The sequence below is a fragment of the Eudoraea algarum genome, assembly GCF_050589645.1.
In the GTDB taxonomy this organism is placed as follows: domain Bacteria; phylum Bacteroidota; class Bacteroidia; order Flavobacteriales; family Flavobacteriaceae; genus JBNGOQ01.
Map to the genome: position 1 here is coordinate 714,733 of NZ_JBNGOQ010000003.1, position 24,447 is coordinate 739,179.

23 protein-coding genes are annotated in these 24,447 nt (G+C 44.4%); 9 read left to right on the forward strand and 14 right to left on the reverse strand.

The features are described 5' to 3' along the window. Position 1: 1 nt before the first annotated feature. The 3 genes from ACRD67_RS13995 to ACRD67_RS14005 form a co-directional block, all read right to left on the reverse strand. Entirely contained in the window at positions 2 to 1,663 is a 1,662-nt protein-coding gene (locus ACRD67_RS13995; protein WP_430967827.1) for a hydantoinase B/oxoprolinase family protein, read from the reverse strand. Beyond that, positions 1,663 to 3,729, reverse strand: a complete 2,067-nt coding sequence (locus ACRD67_RS14000; protein WP_430967828.1) for a hydantoinase/oxoprolinase family protein — start codon at positions 3,727 to 3,729, stop codon at positions 1,663 to 1,665. Before ACRD67_RS14000 ends, ACRD67_RS13995 begins: the two co-directional genes overlap by 1 nt. 115 nt (positions 3,730 to 3,844) lie before the next feature. After that, a complete protein-coding gene (locus ACRD67_RS14005) occupies positions 3,845 to 6,199 on the reverse strand; it encodes a TonB-dependent receptor (protein WP_430967829.1) in 2,355 nt (784 codons plus the stop codon). A 114-nt stretch (positions 6,200 to 6,313) separates the two neighbouring features. On the opposite strand from ACRD67_RS14005, the gene ACRD67_RS14010 reads away from it, so the two are divergent. The 4 genes from ACRD67_RS14010 (at position 6,314) to ACRD67_RS14025 (ending at position 11,575) form a co-directional block, all read left to right on the forward strand. After that, a complete protein-coding gene (locus tag ACRD67_RS14010) occupies positions 6,314 to 7,549 on the forward strand; it encodes a hypothetical protein (RefSeq protein ID WP_430967830.1) in 1,236 nt (411 codons plus the stop codon). A gap of 321 nt (positions 7,550 to 7,870) precedes the next feature. After that, the gene (locus ACRD67_RS14015; protein WP_430967831.1) at positions 7,871 to 9,739 is read left to right on the forward strand and encodes a WG repeat-containing protein; all 1,869 of its coding nucleotides are present in this window, start codon (positions 7,871 to 7,873) and stop codon (positions 9,737 to 9,739) included. 344 nt (positions 9,740 to 10,083) lie between these two features. After that, positions 10,084 to 10,614: a hypothetical protein gene (locus ACRD67_RS14020; RefSeq protein WP_430967832.1), complete on the forward strand. Its 531-nt coding sequence runs from the start codon at positions 10,084 to 10,086 to the stop codon at positions 10,612 to 10,614. A 325-nt stretch (positions 10,615 to 10,939) separates the two neighbouring features. Next, on the forward strand, positions 10,940 to 11,575 hold the full coding sequence (locus ACRD67_RS14025) for a CAP domain-containing protein (protein WP_430967833.1): 636 nt from the start codon (positions 10,940 to 10,942) through the stop codon (positions 11,573 to 11,575). Between the two features lie 195 nt (positions 11,576 to 11,770). Here the strand turns inward: ACRD67_RS14025 and ACRD67_RS14030 are convergent, their stop codons facing one another. From ACRD67_RS14030 to ACRD67_RS14070, 9 genes are all read right to left on the reverse strand, one after another. Continuing rightward, positions 11,771 to 12,409 carry a pyridoxamine 5'-phosphate oxidase family protein gene (locus ACRD67_RS14030; protein WP_430967834.1) on the reverse strand — a complete coding sequence of 213 codons (639 nt, stop codon included), beginning with the start codon at positions 12,407 to 12,409 and terminating at the stop codon, positions 11,771 to 11,773. A 6-nt stretch (positions 12,410 to 12,415) separates the two neighbouring features. Then, entirely contained in the window at positions 12,416 to 12,832 is a 417-nt protein-coding gene (locus ACRD67_RS14035; RefSeq protein WP_430967835.1) for a nucleoside deaminase, read from the reverse strand. Between the two features lie 63 nt (positions 12,833 to 12,895). After that, positions 12,896 to 13,369, reverse strand: a complete 474-nt coding sequence (locus ACRD67_RS14040; protein WP_430967836.1) for a DoxX family protein — start codon at positions 13,367 to 13,369, stop codon at positions 12,896 to 12,898. Beyond that, a complete protein-coding gene (locus tag ACRD67_RS14045; protein WP_430967837.1) occupies positions 13,356 to 14,306 on the reverse strand; it encodes an alpha/beta fold hydrolase in 951 nt (316 codons plus the stop codon). Before ACRD67_RS14045 ends, ACRD67_RS14040 begins: the two co-directional genes overlap by 14 nt. 280 nt (positions 14,307 to 14,586) lie before the next feature. Next, a complete protein-coding gene (locus ACRD67_RS14050) occupies positions 14,587 to 15,573 on the reverse strand; it encodes an alpha/beta fold hydrolase (RefSeq protein WP_430967838.1) in 987 nt (328 codons plus the stop codon). A 9-nt stretch (positions 15,574 to 15,582) separates the two neighbouring features. After that, positions 15,583 to 16,314 carry an isochorismatase family protein gene (locus ACRD67_RS14055; RefSeq protein ID WP_430967839.1) on the reverse strand — a complete coding sequence of 244 codons (732 nt, stop codon included), beginning with the start codon at positions 16,312 to 16,314 and terminating at the stop codon, positions 15,583 to 15,585. 104 nt (positions 16,315 to 16,418) lie between these two features. Then, entirely contained in the window at positions 16,419 to 16,892 is a 474-nt protein-coding gene (locus ACRD67_RS14060) for a YHS domain-containing (seleno)protein (protein ID WP_430967840.1), read from the reverse strand. A 262-nt stretch (positions 16,893 to 17,154) separates the two neighbouring features. Continuing rightward, a complete protein-coding gene (locus ACRD67_RS14065) occupies positions 17,155 to 17,547 on the reverse strand; it encodes a nuclear transport factor 2 family protein (RefSeq protein ID WP_430967841.1) in 393 nt (130 codons plus the stop codon). A 71-nt stretch (positions 17,548 to 17,618) separates the two neighbouring features. Further along, entirely contained in the window at positions 17,619 to 18,185 is a 567-nt protein-coding gene (locus ACRD67_RS14070; protein ID WP_430967842.1) for a TetR/AcrR family transcriptional regulator, read from the reverse strand. A 216-nt stretch (positions 18,186 to 18,401) separates the two neighbouring features. Here ACRD67_RS14070 and ACRD67_RS14075 point away from each other — a divergent pair, with 216 nt between their 5' ends. From ACRD67_RS14075 to ACRD67_RS14095, 5 genes are read left to right on the forward strand one after another with little or no spacing between them, the layout of a single operon-like run. Next, on the forward strand, positions 18,402 to 18,803 hold the full coding sequence (locus ACRD67_RS14075) for a MarR family winged helix-turn-helix transcriptional regulator (RefSeq protein WP_430967843.1): 402 nt from the start codon (positions 18,402 to 18,404) through the stop codon (positions 18,801 to 18,803). Positions 18,804 to 18,862: 59 nt separating this feature from the next. Continuing rightward, entirely contained in the window at positions 18,863 to 18,991 is a 129-nt protein-coding gene (locus tag ACRD67_RS14080) for a hypothetical protein (RefSeq protein ID WP_430967844.1), read from the forward strand. 31 nt (positions 18,992 to 19,022) lie between these two features. Next, positions 19,023 to 19,286: a putative antibiotic biosynthesis monooxygenase gene (locus ACRD67_RS14085; RefSeq protein ID WP_430967845.1), complete on the forward strand. Its 264-nt coding sequence runs from the start codon at positions 19,023 to 19,025 to the stop codon at positions 19,284 to 19,286. Between the two features lie 28 nt (positions 19,287 to 19,314). Next, positions 19,315 to 20,217 (forward strand): alpha/beta fold hydrolase, encoded by a 903-nt coding sequence (locus ACRD67_RS14090; RefSeq protein ID WP_430967846.1) that lies wholly within the window; start codon positions 19,315 to 19,317, stop codon positions 20,215 to 20,217. 11 nt (positions 20,218 to 20,228) lie between these two features. Continuing rightward, positions 20,229 to 21,308, forward strand: coding sequence for an NmrA family NAD(P)-binding protein (locus tag ACRD67_RS14095; RefSeq protein ID WP_430967847.1), 1,080 nt, complete (start codon positions 20,229 to 20,231; stop codon positions 21,306 to 21,308). Between the two features lie 31 nt (positions 21,309 to 21,339). Here the strand turns inward: ACRD67_RS14095 and ACRD67_RS14100 are convergent, their stop codons facing one another. Together ACRD67_RS14100 and ACRD67_RS14105 are read right to left on the reverse strand one after the other, a co-directional pair. After that, positions 21,340 to 22,002 (reverse strand): ABC transporter ATP-binding protein, encoded by a 663-nt coding sequence (locus ACRD67_RS14100; protein WP_430967848.1) that lies wholly within the window; start codon positions 22,000 to 22,002, stop codon positions 21,340 to 21,342. Positions 22,003 to 22,047: 45 nt separating this feature from the next. After that, the gene (locus ACRD67_RS14105; RefSeq protein ID WP_430967849.1) at positions 22,048 to 24,435 is read right to left on the reverse strand and encodes an ABC transporter permease; all 2,388 of its coding nucleotides are present in this window, start codon (positions 24,433 to 24,435) and stop codon (positions 22,048 to 22,050) included. Between the last annotated feature and the right edge of the window lie 12 nt (positions 24,436 to 24,447).

Genomic DNA, 24,447 nt, shown 5'->3' on the forward strand with positions numbered 1-24,447 from the left:
TTTAAATATGATAAAATTCTTTGGCTTCCTTTTTGGTGATATACCCATTTTTTAGGTCCAATAACACCTGCTCCTTTGGGCGCTTGTTGGGATTGCCGTAACCCCCGCCCGTAGCGGTAACACATCGTACGACATCGCCTTTTTCAAGGAAGATATTCGTGCCTAGGCTATGTCTTTCCCTGGTACCATCCTTACGAATGATCATAAAATAATTGTAAGACCCGTCATGTCCTCCCTTCATGCCCCAGGTCTTGGTTTTTTCACCTAGAAAAGCCGCGGTTACACGCGCACCGTCCGAAACAATTTTATAGTCCACATATTGACCGTTCCCGCCCTGGAATTCCCCATAACCGCCCCCTTCATTGTGAAAGGCGTACTGTTCTACTTGTATACCGTAGCGCATTTCCCGTATTTCTATCGGAATGTTGTAGGATTCCCCGCTGCCGCATGAAAGTTGCCCCCGGTTCCCATCATGGGTGGCCGATGCTCCCCAGCCTCCGGCCAAGGGTTCGGCCTGTATGTAAAACTGATCGGTGTCCGGGTGCATGCCCGAGATGAAGGTGGCACAGACCGAGCGTAAATGTCCGGCGGGCAATTTGTCCGGAATCAATGGGGCCAGGATTTTCCAGATGAGATCTATGGCGGTAATCAACACCTCATAATAGACCGATACCGCCGAAGGTGCCTCGGCACTGACAATGGTGCCGGCTTCGCAAAGCACTTTCATGGGTCTAAAGGCACCGCCATTCGCATCCATACGGGGCGTGGTAATGGCTTTGAAAAGGCTTCTGCAACCAGTGACCAAACCGCTAAAGGCCAGATTGGTCGCCCCTTTGACCTGGGGGTGCGAGCCGTTAAAATCTGCGATGAATTCCGTATCCGTGATGGTAATTTTTGCTTTGATGGGAAAAGGACCTTCGCCAAAACCGTTGTCCTCAATTTCCGTGGTGCCCTCGTAAACGCCGTTTGGAATTTCCTTTAAGGCTTCAATACACATTCGTTCCCCATAATCCAGAAAATCTTCCTTGGCCTTTTTAAAGGTTTCCAAGCCGTATTTTTCAATTATGGCAATCACGCGTTTAGCCCCTACGCCCGCCGCTGCAATACCCGCAAATAAGTCGCCAAGCGTACTGTCGGGCAACCTAACGTTGGCCTTGATCAAATCCACAATGGCCTCGTTGATTTTTCCCTTGGATTTTACCTTGACAAACGGAAAGTGCAAACCTTCCTGATAAATCTCCGTGGCTACGGTAGAGACCGAACCCGGAAAGGTTCCGCCCAGTTCTGTCCAATGCGCTTTGTTAACGGTAAATGCAATGAGTTCTTTTTTATAGAAAATGGGATAGATTACGGAGACGTCCGATAGGTGGGTGCCCCCACCGGCATAGGGGGTATTGGCAATCACAACATCGCCCTCCTCCAGGGCATTTTTTCCATTGAACTTTTCCAAAGTAGCCCTTACCACGGAATCCAAAGCCGCAAGAAAAGCGGTCACCCCGTTGCCCTGGGCCAATAGTTCCCCTTTTGCATCGGTAATGCCAACAGCGTAATCCAGGGATTCATAGATAATGGGACTCATACTGGTGCGCTGTAGGGTTTGAAACATCTCATCTCCTGCAGCAACCAGGGTATCTTGTATTATTTCCAAGGTGAACTTTTCCATTAGGCTGTTTTTTGAAGGGTTAGAATGAGGTTCCCGTACGCATCAACCCGTACCTCATGTAGTGGAGTAACCACTGTTGTAGTGGCTGTTTCTGCTATGACGGCCGGGCCGTGCAACATCATATTTGGCGCTAACAGTTCCCTTCTGTAAAAAGGGGTATCGTGTTTTCCCAAATCATCAAAATCAACTTCCCTCTGATCAAAAATGGCTTCGGCTACGGTTCTGCCCGAAGCGTCCATTTTTGGAAAATCCGGCTTTTCTACCGCTACTTCTGCCACCAAATGAAAATTGACCAGTTCCACAGGAGCTTCCAACCGAAATGAATAGTGCTTTTCGTGTTCTTCATGAAAGTGCGCAATGATGTCCTCCAAGGCGGTTAGCCGTGAAAAATGCGTAAGCAGCACCTTTACATAATGTTCCTGGCCTGCATAGCGCAAATCGGCATAGTAGGTGAATTTTATGTCTTCCTCTTTGTAGTTATCCGCTTTAAAATTTGAAATGGCTTCCTTTTGCATTTCAGAAAACGTAGCGGCTATGGTATCCTTTTGCTGGCGGACAAGGGTTAAGACGTTAGTTCTGATATAATCCCTCCTGATGTCGGACATGAGCATTCCAAAGGCCGAAAACACCCCGGCATGGGGTGGAACGATCAATTCCGACACTTGAAGCTCTCTCGCCAAGTCTGCGCCGTGCATGGCTCCGCCGCCGCCAATGACCACCATGGTAAAATCCCTCGGATCATGGCCCTTGTTTACCGAAATAAGTTTTAAGGCGTTTATCATATTGGCATTGGCGATACGAAGAATACCTTTGGCTATGGCTTCCTTTGAGCCGTTCAATGTTTTGCACAAGGGTTTGGAGGCCTCGGCTATGCTGGCATGATCTGGTGGTAACTCGCCTCCCAGAAAATAATCGGGATGTATACGCCCAGTAATGATATTGGCATCCGTGGTGGTCAGGTTTTTTCCTCCACGACCGTAGGCTGCCGGTCCGGGCATGGCCCCGGCACTTTTAGGACCAACGTGCATTTTACCCCCTTCATCTATCCAGGCAATACTTCCCCCACCATTGCCAATTTCAACAATATCGATTACCGGGGTTTGAATGGGATAGCCCGCTTCCGTTCTAGAGTGTTCTATTTTATAGTTGGTGGTGATTTTTACCTGGCCATTTTCTATCAAGGCACATTTGGCCGTTGTACCACCTATATCCAGCACGATCAAATCTTTTTTACCAATAACCTTTCCCAGGGCGATGGCTCCAAAAACACCACTGGCGGGGCCGGATTCCACCATGGTGATAGGGTTGGATTTTACATCGTTTAGGGTGGTAATCCCGCCATTGGATTGCATGATATAGGGCGCATCCTGCAAACCTTTGGCCTTCAGCTTTTCTTCAAGCTTGTTCAGGTATTTTTTGGCGATGGGCAGTACATAGCCAGACAATACACTGGAACTTGTACGTTCGTATTCACGCCATTCCCGGGTTACCTGGTGCGATGCAATTATTTCAATCTTGTTGGTCAACTTGGACAATTCTTGAAGGAGCTGGATTTCGTGCTTTGGATTTTTATAAGCATGTAAAAGGCAAACGGCGATGGACGCTACATTTTCTTCTTTGCAGGTTTTTAGAATGGCCTTTAGGGTCGCTGTATTGAGCGCTTTGATGACCTCACCTTTGTAATTTATGCGTTCCTCTACCTCGAACCTTAGAAAACGCGGCACAAAAGGGGGTTGTTTCACAAAATTGAAGTTGAACAGATCGGGCCTGTTGCAGCGTGCAATTTCCAGGACGTCCCTAAACCCCTTTGTGGTAATCAATGCGGTTTTTGCCCCCTTACGTTCGGTAAGGGCGTTGATTACCACTGTGGTGCCATGGGCGAAAAACCCAATTTCCTTTAGGTCTACCTTTCCCTTGTTGATCGTGTCCAATATTCCCTGCTCAAAGTTGGCAGGCGTGGTGTCCGCTTTTGCTACTTTTACCCCTGTGGGTTTCCCTGTTTTGCGATCAAATTCCAGGCATACAAGGTCTGTAAAAGTCCCGCCGATGTCTGTTGCGACTCTCATAACATGATTTATATAATTTGGTTAAAAAAAGCCACTAATGGTGTTTTTAGTGGCTTGACATTCACCTCAATACACTTAAACTAATTCAAATTGTGATGAAACATTTCTGGTAAAATCAGAACCTGTATGTTACACCCGCCCCATAGGCTGCTGGTTGACCCAGCCATGCCAAATCGGAACCGCCATTGGAAAAGGTCTGCGCAAAAAATTCTGTAATATATTCGGTATCCGTGATGTTGGTCCCCCAAAGATTTACGGAAAACTTATCGAACGTAAATCCTAGCCGGGCGTTGAGCAAACTATAACCGGAAGATGATGCGGCATTGTCTTCGTGCCAATAAATTTTTCCGGTACCCTCTAGATTGATGTTGCCGCTAAAGGAGATCTTTTTTGAGATGTCAAAACTGGATTCCAGGGCAAAACTATAACTGTCCTGGGGTATCAAGGGGGTATTCCTCTCGGAAACGTCTATTTGTTCGTTGGCACCGGTACTCACTGTCGATGTCCCTTCAATGATCCTGGATTTGCTGACACCGTAACTCGCTAGAATGTCCAAATATTTTGAAGTTCTTAATTTCAGATCCGCTTCAAAACCTACAGACTCGCTATTGGGAACATTGAAATTTCCGATAAGAATATTACCGGCCCCACCATCGAGCAGCAAGGCGTACAGTTGCTGGTCCTTAAAATCGATGTAATAACCCGAAATGTTCAGGATAAACCGATCGTTCCAATAGCTGTTTTTAATGCCCACCTCATAGTTATTGGTAATCTCCGCGTTGTATTCGGAATTAAAACGTACCGTGTTGTCCTGATTAAACCCCCCTGCTCTGTAGCCCCTCCCATAGTTTGCATACATCAACATATGATCGGTAGCGTTAAACGCCAGGGACAGTTTGGGCTGCAATTGGGAATCCGTTTTAGTGGGTTTGATGCCCAGGGTCCTGTTGTCCTGCTCAATATCGTCGTTGTCAAAACGAAGCCCGGCGGATATGGTAAATCGATCCGAAACCTTGACATCTAGAAAACCAAAAGCGGCAAGGGTAGAGTAGGTGTTGGTAAAATCCGAAATGGCCAGTCTTGACTGTGTGCCGGATGGCTGAAATGGGGGCGCAAAGAATCCAAAATCGGCCGTGGCATCAGTGACCAAAAGCTTGTCCAATTTTTGGTAGAATGCCCCTACATCCCAAGTTACCTTGCTATCCGGATTGTTTGCCGAACTCAGGCGAATTTCCTGATTGATCGTCTCCGTATTGCTGTCCTGTATTTGACGTAGCACATCGGCCGGAGTAAAATCCAAATCGCCTACATGGTTCCTATCCCCTTTGTTGTAGGTAGAGGAGGAGGTAAGCGTAACATCATTTAGATTGAAATTCAGCTTAAGGTTGCCATAAAAGGCATCCAGGGTAGAAACACCCAACTGGTCGGCCTGAATGGCCAGATTGTCAAAGTCATCCGGGGAAATATTGGCACTTCCGTTGGTTGGCACGGCATAATATACGGCCCCGGCCTCGGCATCGATCAATTGGGCCGTTAAAGTAGCGGATGTTTTGGAAGATAAATTGGCTTTCAATTGTGCGCGTATGGATAGATCTTCGATAAAATCTGGGGAGGTGCCCAAAGTGGTGTTATCCAACAGGCCATCGCCTTCCTTGTACGTTCCCGATATACGATAGAACAGTTTGTCCTTGATAAGCGGACCGGTCGAGGACAATTGTGCCTTGAACAGGTTTCCATTGGCATAACCCATCTCAATTTTATTTCTCGGGGTATTGGTGGGTTCATTGGTGACTATGTTGATCGCTCCGGCAATGGCGTTTCGACCATATAAGGCGCCTTGGGGTCCTTTGACCACCTCTATAAGTGCCAAATCGAACAATTCCTGGTTGATCAAGTTGGGGTCGGGCAAGGTGACACCGTCAATGACAAAGGCAATGGGCGATTCACCGTTTCTAATATGTGAAATGCCCCTTACCGTAATAAAGTTGTTACCAATGTTCTGGGAGTTGGTGAAGTTTACATTTGGTATCTGATCGGCAAAAGTCTGAATGTTGTTGATACCCTTGGTTTCGATGGCCTTGGCCGTGAATGTTACGACCGATTCGGGTATGGACTGTACCGATTCTGCCCTACGTCTTGCGCGCCCCACCACACCATCGAAGCCCTGCACCACAACCTCGTCGAGTTGGGAAGCATCTTCCTGCATGGTGACATTCAAAATGTTGCTATCAGCAGTGATTTCCTCGGTTTTATACCCCAGGAAGGAAAAGACAATGGTAGCCCCGTTCCTTACATTTATGGCATAATTACCCTTAAAATCCGTTGTTGTTCCATTGGTGGTTCCTTTTTCAATAACGGAAACACCAAGCAAAGGTCCATCAGCGGCTTCTACCTTGCCGCTTATCTCTATATGTTGGGAGTGGCAGAAAAATGGGAGAAAGATTACAAGGAATACGATTTTTCTAAACATGCCTTATTTGATTAAAAATTAGTTGGTTAAATATATTGAGGGTTATTTTCCTAAAAACATCTTCCAAATAATTTATTTTATTTTTGTAATTCCTAACTAATATTCTGGAATCTAATGGAAAATATTTTAAAAGGCGATGACAATGAAACCCTTTTGTTGACCAAACAGGTATTTAACGTATTGTTGTACAACGTTATAGCTCATTTTAAGAAGTCGCACAACATCGGCGAAAAGTATAAAGATTCCCAGTTGTATGGTTTTGGAAACTACGATCCGGAAAAACCCAGCTTGAAGAATGACCTTGAACTTGTACTACGGGGGTATGTGAATGGGAAATATCTTTATAACAAACATCGGGAAGCCTCCTCTGGTAAACCCCTCATTAAGATCAGCCGGGAATACAAGTCGCTCTTTTTTAATTATTTGGGATATAAGAACATCACCGAGTTTATCGGTAGTGACCTGTTTACCATCAAGCAGCGAAATAAGCAATTGGAATTATTGAACCAGGGCGGTAGTTTGAGCGATTACTACTATGTGTGTTATTATTTCGGCGAGGACAACAAAATGAACAAGGGCCAGATCATTATTTATAATGAGTGGAAAACGATTGAAATGGTATACGTGTACGTGGATGAGAATGGGGATAAGGGGGTATATACATTTTACGGGACCATTAGTCAAAGTGAGGACTTTGCACATTTTGACACCAAGTATTATGTGGGAAATAAAAAAAGTGAGGGTGCAAAATTTATCTTTTTTATTGGAAAATCGTCGCCCAACGAACGGCATTACCTCATAGGAACCTATTCGGGATTTGATAAATACGATAGGGCCATCGCCGGAAAAATGATCTTGAAAAAATACAGCTCCAAGGCGGAGGTCGAGGAAGAAGTGAACAACAAATCATTTGACCCTATCATCTGTCAGGAACTCAATAAGGTGAGATTGGTCGTTGAAAGTAACATAAGGAAAAACCCGTTGATGTTTTCCAAAAAGAGTCCGTTCGCCCAGGTATTGATGGGGTCTTCCGGAAATTATTTCTTTGAATTCACCATTGGGGAAAACACCTATGGGTTAAACCTAAAAATAGAAAAGTACCATTACAATATTGTTAGTCTAAACGATTCCATAATCATCGAGGACGATCGGGTCTCTGTACTGAACAAAGGCCAAATCCTACATCTTGATTTCTCGGTATCCGGAATGTTCCATTTGCAAAAAACATCCATATATATCAATGCGCTCGACTTCATTGAAAAAGGAAGCGGAGTAATAGGGAATTTTAATGGCGTGGATATCAACAATAAAATTGTATCGGGAAAGGTGCTTATCAGTAATCTGGTTTAGACAAACCGCATATCTGTCAATGAGTGTAAATCCAGGTATTTGATGAATGTAGTGAACGAATGATATGAAAAGTCGGTACTATGGTATGCTCATTTTATTGATTTAAATCCTTTGTAGCTATCCTCGTCCCGTCAGGTATCGCTAACTCCAAAGTGTCTTTTAGGTTCATTATTCTGAAATTTTTTTGGCAGAAGCCTTTTCCAAAAGAACAATTTGTCCTTTTTCAATACGGTGCACTCTTAGTGTTACATAATGCAACACACGTGCTAAGAAGCTGATAAAAAAACATTTAGCTTTAGCATAGTATTAAAAAATTGCGTTATGAAAACTTTATGTACTGCCTTGCTGTTTTTCTTTTTTGGCCTGCTTATGGTTTACCCTCAATCCTCACTTTCAAAAAGGTTTTCCTATATAGGGGCACCCAATAGCGAAGGCTATAGGGTTGTAGGTAAATACAAAACTGTAACTGCACCCACCGGAGGCGGTTACACAAACTATTCAACAGGTACTAGATATACCTCATATTCCACAGATGGAATAGGTTGGCGCTACGGAGTGGTTAATTCGAAGGGTAACCTAGTTATCGGATTACGCTTCGAAAGTATTCTTCTATTGGGTAATGAGGCGCATGCCAAAAAAAGGAATACCACCAGGATTATTAATTTAAAAAAAGAAAAGGATCCACGTGAGAAGTTTTATGTGAAATACGATTATATCGGTAATTTTTGGCAGGGTTTGGCTCTTGTTGAAAAGAATGGGAAGTACGGTTTTATAGACGAACAGGGACGGGAAGCTATTCCTGCTGTTTATGACTCTTTACCGGGATACTCCACTACCTATATCCCAGCAAAAAAAGGAGGACTATGGGGATTCATTACAACCAATAATGAAGTTGCCGTGGATTTTCAATATGAGGAAACCAAGCTCTTAAACGGTTACTTTCTGGAAAAACTTGGTGGTAAATGGGCTTTTATTGACCCAAGTGGGAAGCATCATTCGAAATTTGAATACGATGCTATTTTGGGGCAACGGGATATGCCTGTCCGGGTAAAGAAAGGTGATAAATGGGGATTGGTCGATTTTGGACAACAGGGCAAAACGATACTCCCCGGGATATACGATAATATTTCGCGCTTTTCGGACCGATATGCTTGGGCAGCTTGGACAATAGACGTTAACAGTAACTCAAATAGGTATGTCGGAAAACCTGAATTGAGCATGGCCAAAGTTGAAAAAGACGGAAAACAGGGTTATGTTGACATTAATGGACAACCCATAGTGCCCGTTAAGTTTCAGTATATTGAGGCTTGCGAGATGTCTGACCTTATAGCCGCAAAAGTGGATGGCAAAGGGGGTTATATAAACAACAAAGGGGAGACGAGAGTACCTTTTGAATATGATTCCGTCAGTTGTTCCGGATGGGTGGGGAGTGGTTTTTTTGCCATTCATAAAGGCCTTCGAGGCCGTGTGAAAACCGAGAAGGGCTTTGCCCCTTTGGAAAAGAGTGATGAGCATTACATCACGGATGATTTCAAATCGCAACGGTCTTACGATCGCATGGACACCTTTGAATACTCCTTCGGCGGCGTTAGTTACGCAAAGGTTTATATAGATAACAAGGTAGGGGCAATTGATAGGGCTGGAAATGAAATAGTTCCGCCCATGTATGACGAAGTAGGCAAGAATGAAATGATTACCACTTCTCCAGCAGATCAGGGATACAGCTATTATGTAATTCCCCAGGGAGCGAGAATGTTTATCCCGATAAAGAGCAATGGTTTTTGGGGAGTTGTCAATGATAAAAACGAAATGGTCATAGAACCTCAATATGAGGCTGTGGAGTTGTTCAATATAGGTAGCAATACGTCCAAATCCGTATACCTCCTTTTTGTTGAAAAGGAAAAGAAAGGGGTAGTGGATATGAAGGGAAATATAATCATTAAGCCTATTTACGATGATGTAAAGATAGGTATAGGGAACAAACCGTTTGAAGATGTGGACGCAGCTGCCGTAAAAAAAGACGGGAAATGGGGTTTTATAAATAAAAATGGCGAGGCCATCTTGCCCTTTCAATACCAAAACGCTTCTAACTTTGAAAAAGAAAGCTATGGCAAACATAGAATCAAGGCACGCGTGACCTATAAGAATAAAACGTTTTACATAGACCTCAAAGGTAAACGCGTTCGATAACGTAATCTCAAAAACCTAAATGTGATGTCTTTTTCCACTTTATTCCATAACCTAAGCTAGCTTTTTGGTCGGCCACCACATCATTACTACAACAGTGGCTTTGGAATTTTGGAGACTTCAGCGATAATGTGCCAAAAAATGCAATAAAAATGGGGATTATCAGGAGCTTGTTTTACTGATGTACTTTTGTGAAGTAGGATTTTTCCTATACACTCGTTTTTTTTAATAGCTTAGTACATAGAGCATTGTGATGGTCTGAACAATAGTTCAAGCCAATACTATGAATTACTTATTTGATTAACCCTTCAAAATATACCATGATGAAAAAACAAACATTTTTAGCATTGAAGAGAACATTTTTGGCAGTTTTTGCCCTTATGGCCCTTTGGGCATGTACCGAGGAGGAATCGCCCGTTCTAGAAGCACAGACTTCCACGGAAGCCCCATTGGCCGAAGGCGAGTTTCACCAGATTATTGCCCGTATTATTACCTTGGATGGCGGACAGATATCCCAATTGGAAATCGCCAAAGTCATGGCTTGGGCAGAGCAAAGAAAATCGGCCAATGAAACGGCATCGGACTACATCACCAATTACATGAATGCCAATTTTAAGGTTTCGAACGCGACCGCAAGAAGTTCCACGAACAGGGTATCCATTGCGGCTCCGGGCCAAAGCGATTCAAATCAGAGCAAACCCTGTGGACAGACCGCCACCCAAAGCGTTACCTCGGGTACCATTGGGTATTACTACGCCTTTGCGGAAAGTTGCAATGGGCAATATGAATATGACTCCTCCAATTATACCGGCGGCAGTACCGTTTTTGCCTATGCCGAGGCACGGGACGGATATCGTACGGCATTCATCTTACATTAGGATGTAGTCAGTTTGACTACCGAGGCTGCGTCGGGAGCGCCGATTTAACGTTGAATAAGAGCCTTCCGATGTTTTTTAAACCCCGAAAATGGGCCTTTCGCTCAAAAGCGGGGTTTTTAGCTTTTAAGAACGCTTCTATTTGAATTACAATTTCTTCAAGAGCATTCTCAAGGCTATAATGATTTGCTCCGGGTAGTTGGTAAACCCAACCTTCCGGTAGGGCTCAGGGAAAAATTGGCTAGGGGTTAAAAAACCACCGCCTATATTTCGCAATTTAAGGTCAAAAAAAACGTTATATAATCCTTGAACCTACAATACACTAAAAATGAAAAAACGAAGCCCCAAGTTCGGAATTCCCATTCCGTTTGTTTTAATCTGCTGTACTTTTTTGCAATTGGCCTGTTCAAAATCGGACGAAGATCCACATGGACCCATGATCGATTTGGGAATAGACGATGCCGAAGTAGAACAAAGGCTGACCACCTCACTTGTAGGACAGTCCCCGGATGGTGAGGGAAACCCCGAGGCCTTATGTGCCGAGGGTGTAATGCAGCCCATGTCTGACGATCCCTACTGTGGCTATGTGGACGTAGGGGAATACGCTGTCAATCAGATTAACGAATACCGTGCAAAGCATGGATTGCCCCCATACGTACGGGCCATTGAATATGAATTGTGCGCCGCACGTGAGGCGCGTTTGGCCGTGCAGAACGGAACTTTTCATTGGAGTGACGGTTGCGAATGGAGGTCCCAGGGAGCGGCAGGAGGGGGCCGGGGCGGAGATGATTCCGATGGCACGGTAGAAAAATCCATTTGGTGGGTTCCCAAACTTTTTTATCAGGAAGGCCCTGAAGGGGGACACTATCAAGCAATGATGGAGGAAAGGAGTCGGCGCGTGGCCATTGGGTATTTTGCCATAGATCGCGACAGCCACGGGGTGGTCGTGAACTACTATGATTAGCTATTGGATATTCTTGGTGAACATGTTTCCTTTAAGGATTCCTTTGTTTTGGAATCGCCCAAAAGTACCTATGATTTTAATGCAATTGAGCTACGCTAACTGGTAGCGCATTATAAACGGATGTTGATTTTTTAATTTCAATCGATTTTTAGCCATAGGTCTAAAATTGTGGCCGATAAATCTTTATGTTATTCATTAATTCACGAGGCCGGAATCCGGACCACAATTTTCCAGTTTTTGTTTTAAGGATTTGATTTCCCCTTTTAGATGTTCTATGTAATCTTCCCGCTCTTTGGCCAGTTTTGAGATATCCTCCACGGTATATCTAGGTGTAATATGTTGCGGACAGTTCCAGTCAAATGCCTTTACATGGAACAAAAAGATCCGTTCTGCCTTGTATTTATATCCTTCCAACTGCAGCATTTCCAATAAGTCGGGTCGTTCCGTTAGCGAAACTACTTCTGCCTCCGCATAGATTTTGAGTCGTGTCCGGTTGAGGTAATCCATTAGGAACAGGGATACCTTGATGTGCGTTTTAACATTGCCAGTAGTGATGTATTGCTTGTTCCCACGGAAATCCAGAAAACCCAAGGTTTTGGTGTCAATGAATTTTAGGAAGCCTTTAGGGCCTCCGCGGTGCTGTATATAGGGAAACCCGTTTTCACCATAGGAGGCGACATAAAAGCTGTCACGTTCCTTGATAAAACTCATTTCCCTATAGGAAAGGCCGTCGGGCAATATCATTTGCTCCATTTGTTCATAAGCCTCCCTGCTTCCTTCTTTCTCCTGGATTTCTTTAATGGCATCTGTAAAAGCCAATTTTGAATAGTTCATACTGTTTTATTTTAATGTTTTTAGTTCAACACAAATAACTGGAGGGTCCCATCCCGAAGGCACTTCAAGGGAAGTGAGCAGATTAAAACTACTGTTTGCCCCACCCAGGCTACCGGAGCGTTCCTGATAGACCACTTTGCTTATTTTGTGGTACCGAATGGCATAACTGCACATTACGCAGGGCTCTTTGTTGGTTACGAGTATTGCACCGGACATGTCCTTGCCGATCCGTTTCCGGGCCTTGCGGATTGCTTCCATTTCGGCATGGCAACTCACGTCTTCCTTGGTAGCTACTGCTTCTTCCGCTTTCGCCACAATTTCATTATTTAACACCACCAGACTTCCGACAGCACTGTTTCCCTTGGAAGCAGCGTTGCGTGCAAGGGTTTCACAAATTTCCATGTACTTCGTTAGCTGCTGCATTGCTTCTTTGTTTAAAAATTCATGTTTTGCTGGGCCATAACATCCATAACAGGCCTTGTTGGCTCATTTTTTTATAAACATTCTTAGGTCCATGCTCCAACTTCCTCCTCCATAAATGAAAATTGTTGTAGCCAACATAATCGTTATTGAAGGCAAATAAGCCTCGTAGGGTTGGGCGAGGAACGCCTCGGGATTGCTAACATTGAGGTATGCATAAAAGGCCATTGCTAAAATGGGCAAGACCACCAAAGCCGCAACCCTGGATAAAAACCCCAAAATTAAAGCAGTTCCCGCAAGGATTTCCAATAAAGGTATCATCCAAAAGAATAAAATACAATACGGAATCTTAATTTCTGTCAATTGGATGCACCATGCATGTTGAATGGTTTCCAACGTTAATTTAAGGCATCCTACGAGCGTGAAAATAATTCCGAGTGCTATTCGATAACATCCGATCAATGAACTAGGAAATGTCTTTATAATTCTTCCTTTCATGTTCCCTATTTCATTATAATGTGTTGATTTATGATTTTTCAAGAAACGCTTCGATTTGAATTGCAATTTCTTCAGGAGCATCCTCAAGGCTATAGTGACCCACTTCTGGCAGGCGGTGAATCCTACCTTCGGGAAAGGCCTCGCGGAACAGGGGAAGAAAATGCGCTGCTTGCAGCGTTTGATCGGCCATGCCCCAAATGGCCAGCGCGGGTTTTTTGGAGAGTTTTTCGGCAGTGGCCGTGTTCACAGCTTCAAATTTATGTGTTCCTTCCGCAAAACCTTTTGCCCATCCTATGGCTCCCAAGGTGTATTCCGGGGATTTGAAATGAGCGCTGTATGCGTATAACCAGGTTGGGGTGATCAAGTTGTTGTTTTCAAAGCCATTGAGCTTAAGCGTACTCAGCATATTGTAGTCTAACTGCCCTAGGACCTGTTCCAAGGTACCTTGTTTAAAGGCCTTAAAAATCCAACTGAACCAGGGCGAAGTGGCCCCGTTTTTCATAAGCGCATCGCCAAGGCCAGCTTGCCCAAGTGGGGTGGGGCCATTGGTACTTATGATACGTTTGATACGGTCTGGATGACGGATGGCCAGGCCCATGCCCATGGGACCACCAAAGTCGTGCATGACCAGAGTGATGTCTCTCAAATCCAGGTCCAGCACCAACTGCTCCAAATTGTCAATATGGTCTTGCAACAGATACTTTCTCTCTTGGGGTGTCTCGCTTTTTCCAAAACCCATATGATCGGGAACGATGACCCTGTATTTTGGAGAAAGGGCCCCGATGAGGTGCCGAAACAGGTACCCCCAAGTAGGCTCTCCATGAAGGGCTAGGATAACTTCTCCCTCCCCCTCATCAATATAATGCATGCGGAAGCCTGGGGCTTCGCTGTAGTTAGCCTTAAAAGGCCAGGTACCATCAAAGGTTTCCCCATCAGGTATGGAAAATGTTTGTAATGAGCTGTTTATGTGTTTATTCATAAGTTTTGGATTGTCCTTCAAATTTTGTGCTGGCGCACTATGGGTCATAAATAAGGCCGCGGCGAATAGTGATGCCTGAATGTTATATCTGATTTTCATGAGTAAAATGTTATATGATTTGATCACTAACTGAATCCCACCATAGTTGTTTGTCAAAACACAATTGGGTTGCCCCATTTAGGTTCCATTTTGGCTCTCAACAAGTACGCTTTGGTAGGGAGTAAAGGCCAAGGGGAGTTCATTTCATGGTATAACAACTCCCGTTGACCCTTGTTAAACATCATTTGATGTCATGCTTCTTTAAAAATCTCAAAATATGCTCTGCTATTTCATCTCCTTTTTCCTCAAGGGCAAAATGACCGGTGTCCAGGATGTTGAAATCCAAATTCTTCAAATCCCGTTTGTACGGATAGGCCCCATCAGCGGGGAAGATATAATCGTTCTTTCCCCAAACGATAAGCGTGGGCGGCTGGTATTCCCTAAAGTATTGCTGCCATTTAGGGTACAACGGCACATTGGTACGATAGTCGTAGAACATGGCCAATTGAATGTCGTTATTTTCGGGTCGTGTTAAATGCTGGAGGTCCAAATGCCAGTTATCAGGACTTATCCTGGTGCTGTCCTGTACTCCATGGGTATACTGCCATTTAAGACCTTGGGGCGAATGGAACCCTTCCAGTGCTTTGCCGTTTTCAAGGGTACAATCTGCCCAATACTTCTTTATCGGAATCCAAAAGTCGCGCAGACCCTCATCATAGGCATTCCCGTTCTGAATGATCAGCGAGGCTACACGTTCTGGGTATTTTGCCGCGATACGGAACCCTATGGGGGCACCGTAATCCATAAGATAGATGCTATACCTGTTGACCTGTTTCGCCTTCAAAAAACCTTCAACAATCCGTGACATATTATGAAAGGAATACTTGAAATTGGCCATTGCAGGCTGTTCACTTCTCCCATAACCGGGATAATCGGGTGCAAGGACATGGTACTCCTGTGACAGTTCGGGAATCAGGTTCCTGAACATATGGGACGAAGTAGGATACCCGTGCAATAAAAGGATGGTGGGATTTGTAGCGTCACCTGCTTCTCGATAGAAAATATCCACGCCATTCACTTCAATGGTCTTATAGGTGGTGGGATGTGCTTTATCTTCTTTTTCATTTGGACTTTCTAGTTCTTCAGTAGAATTTAAAGAATAGAGAACAAAGGAACCCAGTACAAAAAGAAGTGCACCGATGATTGATTTAATTGCTATTGTTTTCATTTTTGATAATTATTTGTTCAATTCGTTTTTTAACTCTTCCGTGGTATACACATGGCTTGCAAGAAATCTGAAATTCGTTTGTGCTGCTGTGTCACCATTATAACCTGGAACTATGGCAGAGGCTGTAGCATCTCCCACTACGGATATCTCAAATCCATCCTCCAATAATTCCCTTAAATGTGCTTCTACACATAAATTCCCCGACATACCCGCCAGGATGACCTTATCCACCCTTTGTTTTCTAAGTTGCAGGCTTAGGTCATTTTGCTCCGGTCCGAAAACTTTGTGCGGTCCCACAACGGTGACAAAATCCTTATCCATATACTTTTTGTAAGGCTCTAACCAATCTGCACCTGAACCTTCAAAACCATCAAGGGACAATTGGTCGCCGCGATCAAACATATGTATATCATGCATCACCTTTTCCAGAGCCCCTTCGAATTTCCAGGTATGGTCATGTTCATAATAGTAATGCGGTGAGATAAAAACGGGTATTCCATGCTCCTCTGCTAACTTAAACAGGGTTTCGATGTTGGCTACAGTATTGTTTTGCACCACGCTTTCTCCTACAACTCCCCAAGTTGCCCCCTTGGGACTTAGAAAATCGTTCTGGGGATCTGTAATCACCATTGCGGTTGTGCCGTCTATTTCAAATCCGGGATCCGGTAATTGAGCAACCACGCTGCTGGCTATCATGATTATACACAGTGTGGGCAGTGATTTTAAAAATTGTGTTTTCATTGGTGTTTGTTTTTTTATGTGTGTTAGATTTTGATATCAATAGGTAATTCCTAAAGGATACCCTGAAACACCGCCCACCGCAGGTAGGCGGAGTAGTGTTCCTCCTAATTATAGGTAGCAACGAGTTTTTTCCAGTTTTTATCTGCGGTGGTTACCAGTCCGTTGTGATTGTTTTCGGCCAACCAGAGTTGTTGTGCATCCAATTCAAGATTGTACAAAAACAGATAGTATTTCCCATTTTTTACGATGAACTTGTTGGGATCCACTCGGAATTTGGCCCCGGCATACACACCAAAAGCACAGAACCCACCATACTGCGGGAGGTATTTTTGCGGATTTTCATCAAAAACCGACTTTTGTTTTGCCGAGGTGAAGTAATAAATGACCTTGTTATGTTCCGATTTGAACTGTTTGTCCCCTTTTTGGGCTAGGCCCAAATCCAAATAGGATACCGGACTATAACCGCTTAGGGCAATATTGCTATTGTCAATGTTATTTGCTTTTTTGTCCTGCGCCAAGGCTACAGAGGTGGTCAAGGTGACCGTTAGTGCTATTAAAATTGCTTTTAAAGTTTTCATTGTAATTGTTTTTAATATTTTTTTTGAATCAATTTTGGTTTTGCTACCGCAAGTCGAACGTTTCTAATTTGAGCGGTGCATTTCCATAGTATCTTTGGCCGCTCTGTTAGCGGCAATACGATTTTTCAATTTGCTGGTCCTTTCCCCATATAGTCCCTTTTAATTAGACATTATCCCCCTAGGCAGGAAGTTTTTGCGCATATTTTTAAACTTACCAAACGTTTGGTAACTAACTTTTTTAAATTTTTTTTAGCCATATGGTTCATACCAGTTGGTTGAATATTTTACCCACAATGAGCCATTGGGTCCCTTTTTTTATCAGGTTCAGAGTATCCGTATAACGTGTGCCCTGCCAATCATATAGCTCGAGTCTCACGTTGGCCGAGGTACCAACGACATCTATACGAACAAATTCCCCTTCCAAGTTTTTCGCTGGACCTATATCGTGGACAAAATCAAACAACAACTGAATGGGCCCTGCCACCTCCGTTTTTTCTGTCAGGTCGTCGGCATTGGGGTACATCCAACCGAAGATGGTGGCATCTTCATGAAATGCTTTCTTCATAAGTTCTGATTCCCCGGATCTGCCGCCTGCAATATACAGTTGGACAGTTTCTCTTATCGCCTTATAATCTTCTAGCTTTAGATCTTTCATAAGCTTACTTTTTGTATGTTGTTCCCCAAGTTATTTACCAAACGTTTGGTTACTTTTCTTTTCAAATTTTTTTAAGATTCCTGATACAGTTGTTCAATAGCCTTTAGTACAGCTTTAAAGGGCTCCACGGAACCCAAGCTTTCGGAAACCACCAATCCGCCCTGAATATGCACCAATACCCGGACCGCCTTTTGGCCAGCTTCCTCCTTGCTATACCCAAAATCTACCCCTAATAGGGTAAAGGCATCAATCCATGTAGTCATGCTCCCCTTAATCTTTTTTTCAAACAAACCTTGTCCGGCATCCATGGACAGTGCCCTTAGAAGGCACATTTCATGGCCATTGTCATACAGATCTTCACTAATGATCTTAAGGGCTTCTTGCAATCTGTCCTGGGGAGGAACCGAACTATCGGCTACCAGCTTGTAGATATGGTCTTTAACCCACTCATCTGCAAAGTCAAGCACCGCATCGGTAATTTCCTTCTTACCCCCTGGAAATCGATGGTACAGGCTCGCTTTGTTCAAATCGGCGGCTTCGGCCAATTGATTCAAGCTAGAACCTTCGTATCCCTTTTTTCGCAATACAGACATTAGATTTAATATTAATTTCTTGTCCTCAATTTTCTTTGGTCTCAAACGATTTTTTTTTAAGTAACTGATCAAACTTATAAATAATTTTTTAAGTAACCAAACGTTTGGTAAAAAACTTTTGGTTGCGATAGACAAATACATCCAGGATAACATTTCGGGCGCTGTCTGGCACGACCCTCGAAATGGAACAATACGAAGAATCGGAAGTTAATTAAGTGTTAATAAGGTTGTATATGCAACATATAGTATTATCTTTGCTGTATGAAGTATCGTTTGGAACAGTGTATAGGATCCCGTTTACGAAAGTTGTCGCGAATAGCGGATGGCTATATTAGGGGAGGCCTGACCGATTCCGGGGTAACGGAGAACCAAATGACCATTCTCTTTACTATGCACGAATTGGGTAGGGTAGAACAGGGAAAGCTAGGAGAGGTGCTCTGTTTGGAACGTTCTACCGTGAGCAGAAACATCAAGATTCTGGAAAGGAAGGGCTTGGTAGGTAAAACTGATGACTACAGACCCCATGTGGAACTCACAGCAGAAGGTAACCAACTAGTGGTACAGTTGATTCCCAAGTGGGAAAAGGCTATGGACCGTCTTATGGAACTTTTGGGTGATGGTGGCATGGACCCTATCGAAAAATTGGAAAAAAACTTGACATAAAAAAATTTGAAATTAATGTTGTATATGCAACATAATATGAACCATTTAAAATCAACATCATGAAAACAATTAAAAGAAATCAACAACAAAACGTAGTAAAGTTTCAAACCGAAGGTTTTAAGACCCATGCAATATGGAACAACAAGCGAAGATATTCGGTAAAGGAGCAGTACAGATTTGTGCTTTAAAAACGTCAATGGACGCTTTACTATGAAAGCAATGGAACAAACGACGCAGGGGAAAAAAATTGAAAACCCCCCAATGATAAGGCCGGTCTATTGGAAACAGGTCTTAGTGACCGCCACAACAGTTTATCCAATGATTTTGGCCATGAGTTGGTTATTGAAACAACTTTTCCCCATGCACCTTCTAGATCCCAAGGTGGCACTTATGATTACGGTGTACCTCGTGGTCTCCGTAGTGGTATTCCCCATAATGCCCTTTCTGATGTGCTACCTAGGGGCGTGGATGCAGAAACGATAGAAAACCTAGCACAGTAAAAATCTAAACAATGGAAACAGATCATTACACAAAACAAAACCGACTGCTTGATACGAAAACAGTACGGTTAAAGAAGCTGGATCTCAAGATCCAGTATGCGGAACTGGGCCAGCGTTCAAACCCGACGGTGGTACTATTGCACGGGGTTCCGGAGAATTTACAGGCCTGGTACGATGTAGCTCCACACCTGGCCGGTGACTATCACCTATTGGCTATAGATTGGCCAGGCTTTGGGGGTAGTGAGCCGTTACCACGGGCAGAAGCGTATACCTCCTCTTTTTTCGCCAAGGTCGTTGTAGATTTTATGGACACGATGCAGATTTCGAAGGCCGCACTAATGGCAACGGATATAGGGTTATTGCCCGCTTTTATAGTAGGACTTGAGCATCCCGGTAGGGTATCAAAACTTGTGGTCATGGATGGAATTCCTTTCCCAAGGCCCCAATACAATTCTTGGGAATTAAAGAGTTTTGCAAGGAAAGGTTCTATACGGGCGAAAGCGCTTATCGAATGGTTTCCCAAAATTTCGGCACAAATAGCCTATCACAAAGGATTCTATAAAGGACACACTATTCCCAGGGAAATTCAGGAAGCATTTTTAAGGGATGGCCGAAACAAAAGCACCCAAATAGCATTCAAATCCTACTTTCAGAATTTTAGGGAGCAGCAGAAACGTTTTGAAAGGCGAGCGCACGAGCTGAACGTTCCCACCCTTATTCTTTGGGGCAAACACGATCGCTTTATCCATTTACAACTCGGTCACGAAATTGAAGAGAAACTGCCCAATGCCAAGCTCCAGATTATCGATAGGGCCGGACACTATGTGCATATGGACAAACCCCAAGAGGTGGTGAGGCACTTTATGCAGTTCATGGACGAATTTCAAGGGTCACCGAAGGTCATTGACCTATAAAACAAGAATTTATGAAAACAAAAGTATTGATTACGGCCGCCAATGGAAATACGGGATTTCCCACCGCTCTGGAATTACTCCGGTTGGGTGTAGAGGTAAGGGCCTTTGTCCGCAATCCAAATTCCGAAAAAGCCACCCAACTTAAACGTATGGGCGCGGAGATTTTCGTAGGGAATATTCTGGATATTAGGGACGTAAGAAAGTCTCTAATAGGGATTGATCGGGTATATTTTGTTCCAACCTACCCCAACCTGCTGTTTCAAGGTTCCGTGTTTCTATCTGCCCTAGGGGATTCCCAGGTGGATCATGTGGTCCTCCTTACGCAATGGCTCAGTTCCAACACCCACTATTCCGTGTATACCAAAGAACATTGGTTGGTAGATGATATGTTCAAACGCAGTGCATTGAATTTGACCATCCTGAATCCCGGGCTTTTCGGTTTTGTCTATTTCCTGACTCCCGAACCCCTCGCACAATTTGGGATGCTCCCGGACTTTGGTGAAAATGCCCCACCCTCCAATGAAGACATTGGACAGGTAGCCGCGCATATTTTGAACGATCCGGCGGCCCATCGGGATAAAACCTACCGGGTCACTGGGAAAGAAGTACTTAGTGCGCAGCAAATGGCCCAGATTATATCCAACGTGCTAAAAAGAAAAGTAAAGGTCGCCCAGCTCTCGGAAAAAATGATCCTAAAGGTGATGAAGGCCAGTGGCTTGCCAAAACGGGATGCCTCGCAGGTGCGGTACTACATAAAAGAAGGCCATCATGCTAAGGTTTGGTCCCAAAACGCTCCCACTTCGGTAGTAAGGGACATCGTGGGCAAGGAAGCGGACGACTTTGAAACCTTGGTCAGGACGTATCTGTTGCCCCATCCTATGGCCAAACAGACCTTCACGAACAAACTAAAGGCCTTGAAACTGATGGTACGTGCCGTATTTACAAAATCTTGGGACCTGGAAGCCTATGAAAAGGAGCAGGGGATGCCCCTATTTTCAAATATGGGCTTTTCAGCTGCTTCCGAAGAATGGCAGCGAGAACACCTTTCATCTGATCTGCATGGGGTGGTTCCAGTGAAATCATCTTCATAAAAAAACAGGAAATATCAGCTTTAGCTGGGCTTTAGACCATTCGTCCGTCCAATAACTTGATGATGCGTTTGCCATAGGCTGCATTTTTCTCCGAATGTGTCACTTGGATGATGGTTACGCCCTCCTTGTTCAATTGTTTAAATTGTTCCATGATCTCCTCGCCTTGCTCGGAGTTCAAGTTTCCAGTGGGCTCATCCGCAAGGATAAGCTTGGGGCTCGCGATCAAGGCCCGGGCCACGCCCACCAATTGTTGTTGGCCCCCACTGAGTTGGGCTGGAAAGAGGTCTTTTTTTGCGACCATATTAAAACGATCCAACATGTCGGCCACTAGGGCCTTGCGTTCCGACGACCGGTGTTTTTTGTACAGGAGCGGCATTTCCAGGTTCTCCTTTACGGTAAGTTCGTCCAGTAAATGATAGGATTGGAAAACAAAGCCAATATATTCCTTATAGAGATTGGCCCGGTGCTTTTCCCTTAAATTGTGCACTGAGGTATCCAGAAAATCATAGGTGCCTTCATCAAAGGTATCCAACATGCCGATGACGTTGAGTAGCGTAGATTTCCCAGATCCCGAGGGCCCCATGACGGAAATGAACTCGCCTTCGGCCACGTTAAGGTTAATATCCTTGAGCAGGAAAATACGCTGCCCGCCCGAGTTGACCCATTTAAAAATATGGTTTAGTTGTAAGAGCATTTTTTTTATTTTGAACCCGTAAAAACGGGAAAATTAATACATTTTTCATTCTTCCTTCAAATTGTCCACCGGGTTGGCCTGTACTACTTGCAGGGTCTGCATCCCCACCGCCATCCATACGAACACCAGTAGAAGAAGCAGGGGCAAGGCAAAGAAATGCCAACGGATTTGGAACCGAAAGGCAAACTGTTCCAGCCATTGGGCACCCAGATAATAGGCTACGGGTACGGCAATCATAAAACCGATCAACACAGGAATGCTAAATCCCTTGTACAGTTTCCAGATCAGCAGGGGTACTTGGGCACCCAATACTTTCCGGATGGACATTTCCTTTCTCCTCCGTGCACACCAAAAGGTGGCATAGGCGATCAGTCCCAAAATACCCATACAAACGGAGACTACGGTAAACAAGCTAACGACGCCCGCAAACTGTTTGTCCTTATCGTACTGCGCCCTGAAATGATCATCCGCAAAATAATAGGTGAACGGGATATTGGGATACAGGGAGGCCCATTTGCTTTTTAAATTTTGAAGGGTTTCCTCAAAATTCTGCTTGCCCAACTGCATGGTAATCTTCATGAATTGTTGCGGCCAAATCTTTAAGGACAGCAAGCCCACATCCTCGTGTAGCGACATATAGTTAAAATCCTTTACCACGCCGATCACCGTGCCGTTTCCGCCCCATTGCTCAAAGGAAGCACCCAGAATATCCATAGGGTTTTCGTAACCAAATGCCTTTACCGCGGCTTCATTGAGGATCAGGGAAGTGGTTAGATCGTTTTCACCTTTTCTAAAATCGCGCCCCGCTACCACCTGCAGGCCATAGTTTTTGATAAAATCTTGGTCCACAAGGTTAAGGTTGATCTCCCCATTGCTCGTACGCCCCTTGACATCCCTTATTTGGGTAGACACCCCGTTGGGTACCTGTCCAGGTACATGGGAGCTAAAGGAAATACGATTTACCCCTGGAACAGCGCCCAGCTCTTCCTTTAGGGCCTCAAAAGCGTTTCCAATACCGGAGTTGGGGCCGTAATCCAACACTATTTTCTGTTCCATGTCTATGCCCAACTCCTGATCTTGCATAAAATTCAATTGTTTCAAAATAAGGAGCGAACCAATAATCAAGGCACTGGTAATGGAAAATTGAAAGACCAACAACGAGCTTCTCGTGTTTAGCCATGTATATTTTGTTTCCTTCGATTTCAGCACGGGCACCGAAGCGATATTGGAGAACTTCAGGGCCGGGTAGATACCTCCCAATAAGGACAGGACCAAGGGGACCAGGGGGAGTAAAATAAACGTAATCGGGTGCAATAGGAATTCGATATTGAACTCCGCACCCATAAAATGTCCAAAGTAGGGAACTGAGCCCAGAATCCCTCCCACGGAGAGCACGGTGGCCAGGGAAGTCAGGAGCAAGGATTCCGCGAAAAACTGCTTAAAAATGTCCTTTTTTGAGGCACCGATGGTCTTTTTTACAGAAACTTCCTTGCCCTGTACATCCACCTGGGCCGTAGTGAGGTTGATAAAGTTGGAAATGGCCAGGAGCAAGATCATAATACCAATAGCCAGGAGCAAATAAAGGTCGGATCGTTTTCCTTTGGGCCCCAATTCCCCCAATTTGGGCGCACTAAAGTGCAATCCGTCCAAGGGCTCCAAGGAAGCAGAATACCGATCATTGGTTTGGTTTTCTTCCAGGTATTGGGGTATGGTCTTTAACCTGTCTTCCAGTTGTGCAATCTGCTCCCTTTTGTTGAGAAGGAGATAGGTGTTCATGGGAAGCCATGTCCAATTTTGGGCAGCATTTGGGTCGCTCTTGGCAAAGAAGGTGGCCATGGAAATCAGGAAATCGAACTGCAGGTGTGTACGGGCGGGCATCTTTTGGATCAGCCCGGAAACGGTAAAGGGTTTGTCGTCGTAGTACAGCACCTTGTTCAGGACATCCGTTGAGCTAAAATATTTTTGGGCCATGCGTTCGGTAATGATCACCTTGTTGGGTCCGTCCAGTGCAGTGTTCTTGTTTCCACTTACTAGATCAAAATCAAAAAGCGTAAAGAATCCCGGATCGGCATAGAAGATATTTTCGCTCTCCGAAAATAGCCGTTCGCCCTTCCGGATCGAATGGCTGCCGTATTCCTTGTTTATTCTGGCCAAGGCTTCCACCTCGGGAGCAACGCTACTTAGATAAGGTCCTAGCGGTGCGGCGGTCAGTCCCAAAGAAAGATCGCCGGTAGGAGACATTATGGAGGTATTGATCTTTACGATTCGTTCGTAGTTTCTGTGAAAGGTATCGAAAGCCAACTCCTGGTGCATGTAGATCCCGATATAAAAAAGGCTTACAATCCCTACGGAGAGACTAAATAACTTGGTAAAGGAACTACCCTTTTGCTTCCATAACTTTCGGTGGGCGATTTTGACAAAATTAGACCACATGATTGTTCATTT